This is a genomic window from Dehalococcoidales bacterium (assembly GCA_035529395.1).
Classification (GTDB): domain Bacteria; phylum Chloroflexota; class Dehalococcoidia; order Dehalococcoidales; family Fen-1064; genus DUES01.
Genome location: DATKWT010000093.1, coordinates 1 through 10,658, shown reverse-complemented (window position 1 = coordinate 10,658; position 10,658 = coordinate 1). Strand labels below are relative to the sequence as shown.

7 protein-coding genes are annotated in these 10,658 nt (G+C 56.1%); 2 read left to right on the top strand and 5 right to left on the bottom strand.

All coding sequences use genetic code 11. The features are described 5' to 3' along the window. Positions 1-312: 312 nt before the first annotated feature. The 5 genes from gltA to nuoE form a co-directional block, all read right to left on the bottom strand. Positions 313-1,713, bottom strand: a complete 1,401-nt coding sequence (gene gltA, locus VMW13_06270) for an NADPH-dependent glutamate synthase (protein HUV44418.1) — start codon at positions 1,711-1,713, stop codon at positions 313-315. Between the two features lie 21 nt (positions 1,714-1,734). After that, positions 1,735-2,568, bottom strand: coding sequence for a sulfide/dihydroorotate dehydrogenase-like FAD/NAD-binding protein (locus VMW13_06265; protein HUV44417.1), 834 nt, complete (start codon positions 2,566-2,568; stop codon positions 1,735-1,737). 433 nt (positions 2,569-3,001) lie between these two features. Next, complete coding sequence (gene fdhF / locus VMW13_06260; GenBank protein HUV44416.1) at positions 3,002-5,755, bottom strand: formate dehydrogenase subunit alpha; 2,754 nt, start codon at positions 5,753-5,755, stop codon at positions 3,002-3,004. A gap of 54 nt (positions 5,756-5,809) precedes the next feature. After that, entirely contained in the window at positions 5,810-8,902 is a 3,093-nt protein-coding gene (locus tag VMW13_06255; protein ID HUV44415.1) for an NADH-ubiquinone oxidoreductase-F iron-sulfur binding region domain-containing protein, read from the bottom strand. A gap of 54 nt (positions 8,903-8,956) precedes the next feature. Continuing rightward, on the bottom strand, positions 8,957-9,418 hold the full coding sequence (gene nuoE / locus VMW13_06250; GenBank protein HUV44414.1) for an NADH-quinone oxidoreductase subunit NuoE: 462 nt from the start codon (positions 9,416-9,418) through the stop codon (positions 8,957-8,959). Positions 9,419-9,662: 244 nt separating this feature from the next. Between nuoE and VMW13_06245 the strand changes: the two genes are divergently transcribed. Together VMW13_06245 and VMW13_06240 are read left to right on the top strand one after the other, a co-directional pair. Further along, entirely contained in the window at positions 9,663-9,953 is a 291-nt protein-coding gene (locus VMW13_06245; protein HUV44413.1) for a DUF370 domain-containing protein, read from the top strand. A gap of 3 nt (positions 9,954-9,956) precedes the next feature. After that, on the top strand, positions 9,957-10,595 hold the full coding sequence (locus tag VMW13_06240; GenBank protein HUV44412.1) for a guanylate kinase: 639 nt from the start codon (positions 9,957-9,959) through the stop codon (positions 10,593-10,595). Positions 10,596-10,658: the final 63 nt, after the last annotated feature.

Genomic DNA, 10,658 nt, shown 5'->3' with positions numbered 1-10,658 from the left:
GGGGGCTTCGGCCCCTCTCGGAAGAGGGAGCGCCCCTAAAAAGGGGCGAAGCCCCCTCTGGACTCCCCTTTTTCATCACCCTGTTAGACTCGATCCGGGATACGTGTTTGCCCCCTGGATTCCAGCCTGCGCTGGAATGATATCAACATCCATTATACGTAAAGCTATATACGAGACACTACACTAGATACTAATATACCGGATGAGTACAATCGATTGATGTACTGGCTTTCGGGGTGAGCTAAAATGAAGAGGACATGACTTTCTCCGGCCATGTCCTCACAACACGTAATAAAATACTGCTCCCGGAAGCTATTCCTTCAGGAACCGGTCGATATCGGCCGCAGCACGTTTGCCCGCACCCATAGCACTGATAACGGTGGCGGCACCGGTAACGATATCGCCGCCAGCCCAGACCCGGTCCTTGACCGTCTTACCGGTACTCTCATCGGCGACCACGGTGCCCCAGCGTGTGGTCTCCAGACCGGTAGTAGTGGAGGCAATCAGGGGATTGGGAGTCGTGCCAAGCGCTACCACTACGGTATCCACCTTGATGACGAAATCACTTCCCGGTATCGGGACAGGTCGACGCCGCCCACTGTCGTCAGGCTCGCCGAGCTCCATCCGTATGCATTCCATCGCGGTTACCCAGCCCCTGCCATCACTTAAAAAACCGGTGGGATTGGTAAGGAACTTGAAGATGATGCCCTCTTCCATGGCGTTCTCAACTTCCTCCCGGCGGGCAGGCATCTCCGCTTCAGAACGACGGTAGATAACGTAGACTTCCCTGGCACCAAGCCTGAGTGCGCACCTGGCGGAGTCCATAGCGACATTACCACCACCGATGACGGCCACCCTCTTCCCCATCTCCAGTGGGGTGTCATACTCCGGATAGAGATAGGCCTTCATCAGATTGGTGCGTGTCAGGAACTCGTTGGACGAGTAAACGCCGCAAAGGTTCTCTCCGGGGATGTTCATGAACATGGGTAGTCCGGCCCCGGTACCGAGGAAGACGGCGTCGTAACCATTACCTAGCAGTTCATCTACAGTATCTATCTTGCCAATAACAGAATCCAGAATGAGTTCAGCTCCAAGAGACTCAACGAAATGGACCTCACCCTGTACTATTTCCTTGGGCAGCCGGAACTCGGGAATACCGTACATCAGTACACCACCGGCAACGTGCAGTGCCTCAAACATGGTGACGCTGTGTCCCATCTTGACCAGGTCGGCGGCTACTGTCAGCCCCGCCGGTCCGGAACCGACCACGGCGATTCGCTTGCCGGTTGGCTTTGGGGGGTCTTCATTCGGTGCTTCAACCGCTTCGGGATGGTCTCTTTCCCAGTCTGCTACGTACCGCTCCAGGCGACCGATGGCGACCGGCGCCTCCTTCTTGTTCAGGGTGCAGACCTCTTCACACTGTGTTTCCTGGGGGCAGACCCGCCCGCAGATACCGGGCAGGCTGTTCTTGCCCTTGAGTGCTCTTACTGCCTCCGGCATGTTACCTTCACGAAGGGCAGCGATGAATTCCGGGATATCAACATTCACCGGACAGCCATCTACGCAGGGACGCTTGGGACACTGGATGCAGCGGCTGGCCTCTTCGATTGCCTGTTCTTCGGAGTAGCCCAGCGCTACCTCGTTGAAGTTCTTACCCCGTTCTATCGGGTCCTGCCGGGGCATCTCGACGCGGTTCAGATTCAGTTTCGGCATGGTTCAAACCCTCTCCCCGGACTACCACTGGGCGCAATCGAGGCACCGGTATCGGGCCAGCGTCTGCTCGGTGCTGGCGTAGGTGCAGCGGCGGGCCATGAGTGATTGCCAGTCCACCTCGTGCGCATCAAATTCCGGCCCGTCCACGCAGGCGAACCTGGTCTCGCCGCCCACGGTCACGCGGCAGCAGCCGCACATGCCGGTACCATCAACCATTATCGGGTTCAGACTGGCAATAGTCTTGACCCCATAAGGGCGAGTCGTTGCTGCCACTAATCTCATGACACACACCGGGCCGATGGTAATAACACGGTCTACGGACTCACTTTTAAGGATTTCTTCGAGCGGTTTTAGTACGAAACCGCTACCGTCCAGTGAAGCGTCACCGGTAACCACCACGAGCCGGTCAGTTATACTCCCCAGGCGTTCCTCACCGAAAATGGTATCGCTGGTCGGCGCTCGCATAATGTCGATAATCCTGTTACCGGCTTCCTTCAGGGCGTTTACCACAGGCACGATGGTGGCCACGGAGTAGCCTACGGTTACGGTAATTACGGTGCCGAAATTGTCTATCTCCGCAGGTAAACCCAGCGGTCCAGCAAAGCTGAAGACAGCTTCGCCGGCCTGCAAGTCGGCCAGTTTGTGTGTGGTGGTGCCTACCTCGTTGAAGACGATGGTGACGCTGCCCTTCTCCCGGTCCCATCCGGCAATGGTAAGCGGGATGCGCTCACCCTTCTCGTCAACCATGAGGATGACAAACTGCCCCGGACGGGCCTTCCTGGCTATCCTGGGCGCGGCGATTTCAAACTGGTGGATATTTGGTGCCAGGTTTTGCCTGGATAGTATCTGGTACAACTTCAGTCTCCCAAACAGACGCGCACCCGGTGGTGATCAGGTGCGCCTAGTATGTATATTATGGTCTTTCTAGTGTAGTGTCTTACAAATGCCTTTACAGTCCCTGTCATTCTAGCAAGCCTATGAAAAACCCTTTCGACCAATCCCCGTGCGGCCCAGATGGGCCGCCTTCCCCTTCCTGTCCAGGAAGGGGGGAAAGATTATATCTGGGGGACACCCCCAGACCCCTGCCAGAAGGGGACGCCTCTCAGAAGAGGCGGAGCCCCTCTCGGAAGAGGGAGTGCCCCTAAGAAGGGGCGAAGCCCCTCTGGACTCCCCTTTTTCATCACCCTGTTAGACTCGATCCGGGATACGTGTTTGCCCCCTGGATTCCAGCCTGCGCTGGAATGACATCAACATCCATCATATGTAAAGATATATACGAGACACTAAACTAGTGGGAGTCCTTCTCGACCTTTACGGCGCACACCTTGTATTCCGGTATCTTGGCCACCGGGTCGAAAACCGGATTGGTGAGCACATTCGCCGAGCTTTCCGCGAAGTGGAAGTTCATGTAGACCACGCCTTCGTCTGAAACCTCGGTCACGTTTGCCCGTGCGGTGATGTTCCCCCGCCTTGAGGTGACCTTCACGAGTTCTCCATCGGAGACACCCAGCTTCTCAGCATCTAGCGGGTTGATGTCTATCAGTCCTTCCCCGAGAAGGTTATTGAGGTCCTTCACTTTCCGGGTCATAGTTCCGGTATGGAAGTGATACAGGCTCCGACCGGTGGTCAGCAGGAGCGGGTATTCGTCATCCGGTAGCTCGGCCGATTCCCTGTATTCCAGGGGGACGAAGTGACCTTTGCCCCGGGCGAACTGTGCGGTATGGAGGATGGGGGTGCCCGGGTGCTCTGAATCAGGGCAGGGCCACTGCAGGCCGCCATTTTCGAGCCGCTCGTAGGAGATGCCCCCATAGCTCGGCGTCAGGCTGGCAATCTCGTCGAAAACCTCCGAGGAGCTTGCGAAGTCGAACCCCTTCACGCCCATCTTCTGAGCAATCCGGCACGTAATCCACCAGTCCGACATGGCATCCCCGGGCGGGTCAAGTGCCTTACGGACCCGCTGTACCCTTCGCTCGGTGTTGGTGAAGGTGCCGTCCCTCTCGGCGAAACTGGCTGCGGGCAGTACCACGTCCGCCAGTTCAGCGGTCTCGGACATGAAGATATCCTGGACCACGAGGAAGTCCAGCTTCTTAAGTGTCTCTATCGCATGGGTTGCATCCGGTTCGCTTAGCGGTGGGTTCTCACCGACGACGTATATCGCCTTTATCTCGCCCCTGTCAGCGGCAGCGAACATATCAATGACGGTGAGTCCCGGCTTGTCGCTTAGCTCAGTGCCCCAGGCTTTCTCGAACTTTTCCTTGATAGCCGCATCAGCGACTGATTGATAACCGGGGTACACGTTGGGTAGTGCCCCGAGGTCGCAGGCACCCTGGACGTTGTTCTGGCCGCGAAGCGGGTTGACACCGGAAGACGGTTTGCCCACGTTCCCGGTGAGCATGGCCAGATTTGCAGTTGCGATAACGTTGTCCGTGCCGTGGGAGTGCTGCGTGATGCCCATCGCGTACAGGATAGCCGCCGGGCTGTTCCGGGCATACATACGGGCCGCTTCGACTATTTTCCCGGCAGGTATGCCGGTGGTTTTGGCTACAAAATCAAGGTTGTATTTCTTGAGGGCTTCTTTGAAGTCATCAAAGTTCTCGCAACGTTCCTCGATGAAGGCGGCATCATGCAGACCTTCGTCCACTATCACCCGTGCCATCCCCATGAGAAGGGCTACATCTGTTCCTGGCCGGTGCCGTAACCAGATATCGGCTACGGACACAAGCTCAATCTCACGGGTGTTGGCAACTATCAGCTTGCCCCCGCGACGGACGGCCTTTTTTATCTCCAGCCCGATTACCGGGTGGGCTTCGGTGGTGTTGGTACCGATTGCCAGGATACAGCCTGCGTTACCTATTTCGCGGATGGAGTTGGTCATGGCTCCGCTGCCGAACGTCGTGACCAGACCGGCCACGGTGGGGCTATGTCAGAGACGTGCACAATGGTCCACGTTGTTATGGCCGAATGCCGTCCGGGTGAACTTCTGGACAACATAGTTGTCTTCGTTGGTGCACTTGGCCGAGGACATCACGGCCACTTCTTCTTTCTTGAAGCCGGAAAGCTTGCTGGACACCAGTTCCAGGGCCTCATCCCAGGTGGCTTCCTGGAAGGCGCCATCCTTCTTTACCAGAGGGGTTGTCAACCGGTCCGGATGATGGACGACCTCAGGAATGCTGAAGCGACCCTTAACGCAGGCCTGTCCACGGTTAACATCATTCTCCCGCAGTGGGGTGACATCTATTATCCTGTCGCCCTTGAGTCCCAACTCAAGCTGACACCCGACACCGCAGTAGGGACAGGTGGTTGCCACCTTGCTGTCCGGTGCGCCTTCCCACTTACGGTTGCGCTCGATCAGCGCCCCGGTGGGGCAGACGTCAACGCAGGCGCCACAGTATTTGCAGTCGGAATCCCGCAGCAGCCGCCCGAATGCGGTACCGGGCAGGGTCTCACTACCCCGGGAGGTAAAGGCTATTGCACCGACACCCCGCACCTCCTGGCATACCCGGACGCAACGTCCGCAAAGGACACACAGATTGTAGTCCCGCTCGAAGAACGGGTTCTCGCGGTCGATGGGAAGCCCTCGGGAAGTATAGGGGAGGTCCACGGTCTCAATACCTATGTAGTCAACCACTTCCTGCAGCTCGCAGTTCTCATTATTAGGGCAGAGGACACAGCGTTGTGTCACGTCTACGTTACGCAGGCAGATGTCAAATGGCCCGCACTTATCCCGGCGCCAGCAGGTGAGGCAGGGGTGAGGGTGCTCGGATAGTAGTAGTTCCAGAACACCCCGCCGGAACTCCTGAATCTGCGGGGTGTTTGTCTGTACCACCATACCGTTCGTGGCCGGGGTGGTGCAGGCTGTGGGTAGGCCTCGCATTTTCTCAATCTCGACAATACACAGGCGGCAGGCGCCGTAAGGGGCCAGGTCCGGATGGTAGCATAGCGTCGGTATGTAAATACTGGCTTGCTGGGCTGCCTCCAGTACAGTCATACCCTGGCTTACACTGGTTTCGATTCCGTCAATTGTTAGCGTGATATCACCCATTGCAGTTGACTTCCTTTGCTATCGAATAACGAACTGAAGTTACTAGCGGCACGCTCAGTCCACTTCCTCCAGGTCACACCTCAGGCAGCGGTCTGCTTCCTCAACCGCTTCTCCGTTCTCATAACCAAGCTCTACCAGAGCAAAGCATTTATGCCTTTTCTCAAATCCCAGCATCTTCATCGTGATGCGGTGTTTTTCACCTTCGGCTTGCTCAACATTAAACGGTTCCGGTACACCTTCGGGCGGTGCCAGCACCTCATCGATATCGCCATCACCACCGAGAAAACGGTCAATCGAGCAGGCTGCTTCCCTGCCGGTGGTAATAGCGGAAATGACATCGGCAGGACCGGAAACGACATCACCCCCGGCGAAAACACCGTTTATATTAGTCTGCAGGGTTTCCTGGTCTACCGACAGCGTTCCGAAACTGGTAAACTCAAGCTCAGTCGGCAGGTCTGACCGATTTACCTCTTGCCCAACCGCGATAATAACGTTATCAACATCTACGGTAAACTCGGAGCCTTCTATTGGTATCGGGCGCCGGCGTCCCGAGGCATCCGGTGAGCCGAGTTCCATGCGGATACATTCCAGGCCGGTCATTCGGCCGTTCTCAGTGATTACCCTGCTTGGTGTTGCCAGGACATTGAGCTTGATTCCTTCCTGCTCGGCTTCCTCAACTTCATCGGCCAGAGCCGGTAGCTCGTCACGGGAACGACGGTAGATGATGTTAACTTCCTCAGCCTCAAGGCGCAGGGCTACCCTGGCGGCATCGATTGCGGCATTACCACCACCGATAACGGCCACACGCTTGCCGATATCAACCTTCTCTCCGGCGTTTATCTTCTCGAGGAAGTTAAGGGCATGCATCACTCCCTGGGCGTCTTCGTTGGGGATACCCATCTTCCGGCTGCTGCTGGCCCCGGTGGCCAGGAAAATAGCGTCGTAGCCCTGGTTAAAGACAGTCTTCAGGCTCTCGACCGGGCTATTGGTCTTTATCTCAACGCCGACCTCTTCGATATCGCTTATCTCTTTATCCACAATCTCGTTGGGTAGCCGGTATTCGGGGATGCCGTATCGCAGCAGACCGCCCGGTTTTGGTGCCGCTTCGAATACGGTAGCGGCGTGGCCCTGCTTTACCAGGTAGTAAGCGGCCGTCAGCCCGGCCGGACCGGAGCCAATGACCGCCACTTTCTTCCCGGTGGGTGGTGCTTTCTTGATATTCTTCTTCCATGCGCCGTCGTCCCGTTCGGCAGCATAGCGTTTTAATAGCCTTATCGCAATCGCGTCATCAAGCTGGGCGCGGCGACACTTGGACTCACAGAAATGTACACAGACGTAGCCAAGCACCGCCGGGAATGGCACTCTTTCCCGTATAACAGCCGTGGCTACCTCTGGTTTGCCCTCGCTGATAGCCCTGATGTAGCGCGGTACGTCTATCCCCGCAGGACAGGCGTTCTCACACGGGGCCTTGACCAGTGTCCGGCAAACGCCGGCTTCACATCGTTTTTTATTGATGTGGTCCTCGTATTCCTCACGGAAATAGCGAATCGTCGTCAGCACCGGATTGGGTGCAGTCTGTCCCAGGCCACACAAAGCGGTGGACTTGATAATCCGGGATAGCTTATCCAGAAGGTCGATATCACTTGGCTGCCCCTTACCCCGGGATATTCGTTCCAGGATATCCAGCATCTGCCTGGTACCGATACGGCAGGGTATACATTTACCGCAGGACTCATCCTGGGTGAATGACAGGAAGAACCTGGCCATATCCACCATGCAGGTGTCTTCATCGGCAACCACCATTCCCCCGGAACCCATTATTGTACCAGCCTTGGTGAGCGCCTCGTAGTCAACTGGAATATCGAGCGAACTTGCCGGGAGACAGCCTCCGGACGGACCTCCGGTCAAGACTGCTTTGAAGCGCTTGTTGTCGACGATACCGCCACCAATACCGTAGATGATATCACCCAGGGTAATACCCATCGGTACCTCGATAAGGCCGGTGTTAACCACTTTACCTGCCAGGGAAAGGGTCTTGGTGCCTTTGCTGGACTCCGTGCCATACTGTGCGTACCATTCCGCGTCCCGCTGGAGGATTGCAGAGACGTTCGCCCAGGTCTCGACGTTGTTGATGTTACTTGGTTTGCCCCACAGGCCTGACTGGGCGGGGAAGGGTGGTCGGGGTCGGGGCATCCCGCGCTTGCCCTCGATGGACATCATCAGGGCAGTTTCCTCACCGCAGACGAACGCGCCGGCTCCCTCTTTAATCTCCAGGTGGAAGCTGAAGTCAGTACCGAGGATGTTATCTCCCAGGAGGCCGCATTCCTCCATCTGTTTCATCGCCGTTTCAAGCCTGTGGATTGCCAGGGGATACTCGGCTCGACAGTAGATGAAGCCATTTTTCGCCCCCGTAGCATAGGCACCGATGAGTATGCCTTCCAGTACGGCATGCGGGTCACTCTCCAGGAGTGACCGGTCCATGAAAGCCCCGGGGTCGCCTTCGTCAGCGTTGCAGATAAGGTATTTCTCATCGCCTGGGGCTTCCCAGAGGCGTTCCCATTTGAAACCGGTGGAGGCCCCAGCTCCTCCTCTTCCCTTTAGTCCGGACTTCATAATCTCGTCGATGACCTCTTTGGGGGTCATCGACAGTGCCTTCTCCAGTCCGCTGTAGCCATTGTTGGCTACGTATTGTTTGATGTCATCGGGGTCAATGTACCCGCAATTACGTAGCGATATGCGTACCTGCGGCTTGAGAATGGGAAGGTCAATGAGCCTGGGGATACCCTCAATCGTCTCTTCGCCCAGAGTACCCATTGCCAGGTCCGGGCGTGGATTGTCGTTGACGAGGTAGTCTTCGATAAGTTGGAGGGCAACTTCCGGGGTGACATTACCATAACAGATGCGGGGCTTACCCGGCTTGATAATGTCTACCAGTGGTTCTGCGTAGCAGAAACCGAAGCAACCGACCTCGATTAGCGTAGCATCTATTTGCCGCCGGGCCAGTTCTTCCTTAATGGTATTGATAGTATCCCCGGCCCCGGCGGCGCGTCCACAGGTAGCCATGCCGACCAGGATTCGGGGTTTATCACTTTCCTGTAGTGTTTTCCACTCTGCTATCGCCTGCTGGCGCAACTCGTTAAAAGTCATACTCTCACCGCTTCTCCATACGAATGGATAGCTGCGGCCATGTTGTCAGGCCGTTTATTGTTCTGCCAGTATCTGCCGGGCTTTGACCGTGGTCAATCTTCCGTATACCGTGTCATCCATCACCATGACCGGGGCAAGTGCACAGGACCCGAAGCAGGCTACCTTCTCCAGACTATAACGATAATCCTCGGTAGTCCCTCCGGGTTTTATCCCGAGCTCTTGCATGACGGCCTCCATGATGCGTCGTCCTCCCCGAACGTGGCAGGCGGTACCCTGGCACACCCGCACGGCGTGCTCACCCTGTCGTTCGAAACGGAACTGGGAGTAGAAACTGGCAACCCCGTATATCTCGCTGATGGACATGCCCAAGAATCGGGCTATCTCTGAAATAGCTTCTTCAGGGAGATAGCCCAGTTCTGCCTGTGTCTTCTGTAGGACGGGGATTAAGGACTCGCGGTGTCCCCGGTATGGTTCGAGGATTGGCTGCAATCGTTCACGCATACTTGACTTCAGCAAACCTCCTTGGAATTTTTCAGGTCAGCAGTAGTTTAACATGAAAATTTCTGATGTTCAAGCCTTTTTGCTATTGCCTAGATAATACTAAAAGGTTTAATATGTGGAGGACTCTGCCCGCGTTCCAATAATATTACCAGCGCCAGGCGTTTCTTTGATATAGTAGATTACGTGTGCGGCTCACCACCTTGTGGGTCGGCACCGTTATTGGATTAAGGGAAAACCAAAGCCTTCTGAGGTGATAGTAATGAGCATTGAACTCGTCCATATTGGGTTCAACAACATACTGGTGATGAACCGTGTTGTTGCTATAGCTTCGCCAAACTCGGCGCCCACCAAGCGGATGATACAGGAGGGGCGGAGCAAGGGGACGCTGATTGACATGACTAACGGTAGAAGAACCAAGGCCGTTCTCATCGCAGACAGCGGGCATATTATCCTGGCGGCCCTTGCACCGGAGACGATTGCAGGCAGGATAATGGCAAGCCAGCCCAAGGCTTCGCAGGCCGAGGAGGCCACAGACGAAGACGAGGGTTAAGATATGAATGGAGAGTCTGACAGGAGCGAGTCTACTGCTGGCCGACCGCTGAGCCCCCTCCTGATAGTGCTCTCCGGTCCTTCCGGGGTGGGTAAAGATGCGGTACTGACCAGGCTGAGGGAGTCAGGCTATCCCCTCGGCTATATCACTACCCTGACAACGCGTACACAACGCCCCAACGAGAAAGGCGGGGTCGATTACCACTTCGTTTCCGAAGCAAAGTTCCGGGAAATGCTGGATGGCAATGCGATGCTGGAATCCGCCAATGTCTACGGCAACTGGTACGGGGTTCCCCGGGCGGCGGTTAAGGAAGCCCTGGACCGGGGAGAAGACGTAATTATTAAGATAGACGTACAGGGTGCGGCGACAATCAGGCGAATTGCTCCCCGGGCTGTGTTTATCTTTCTTACCGCGCCATCGATTGAGGAGCTCAGTAACCGGTTAGGGCAGCGGCTTACAGAGTCAACCGACCAGCTGGCGGTGCGTCTCAGGACCGCCGAAGAAGAGATGAAACAGTTGCACCTGTTCGACTATGTAGTGGTGAACCGTGAAGGCGAGATTGATGCCGCCGTATCCAGAATAGAGGCCATTATCACTGCCGAGAAATGCCGTATAAACCCGCGGCAGATAGAACTTTCCTAGCCAAATAGCGGCTGCAGCAGCCTGGCGAAGATATAACCCAGTGCCCCGCAGATGGGGAAGGTC

What these genes read in the sequence shown, in the direction of transcription:
- gltA (HUV44418.1), bottom strand. Translation starts at nt 1,713, where the DNA reads ATGCCGAAACTGAATCTGAACCGCGTCGAGATGCCCCGGCAGGACCCG.
- VMW13_06255 (HUV44415.1), bottom strand. Translation starts at nt 8,902, where the DNA reads ATGACTTTTAACGAGTTGCGCCAGCAGGCGATAGCAGAGTGGAAAACA.
- VMW13_06245 (HUV44413.1), top strand. Translation starts at nt 9,663, where the DNA reads ATGAGCATTGAACTCGTCCATATTGGGTTCAACAACATACTGGTGATG.
- VMW13_06240 (HUV44412.1), top strand. Translation starts at nt 9,957, where the DNA reads ATGAATGGAGAGTCTGACAGGAGCGAGTCTACTGCTGGCCGACCGCTG.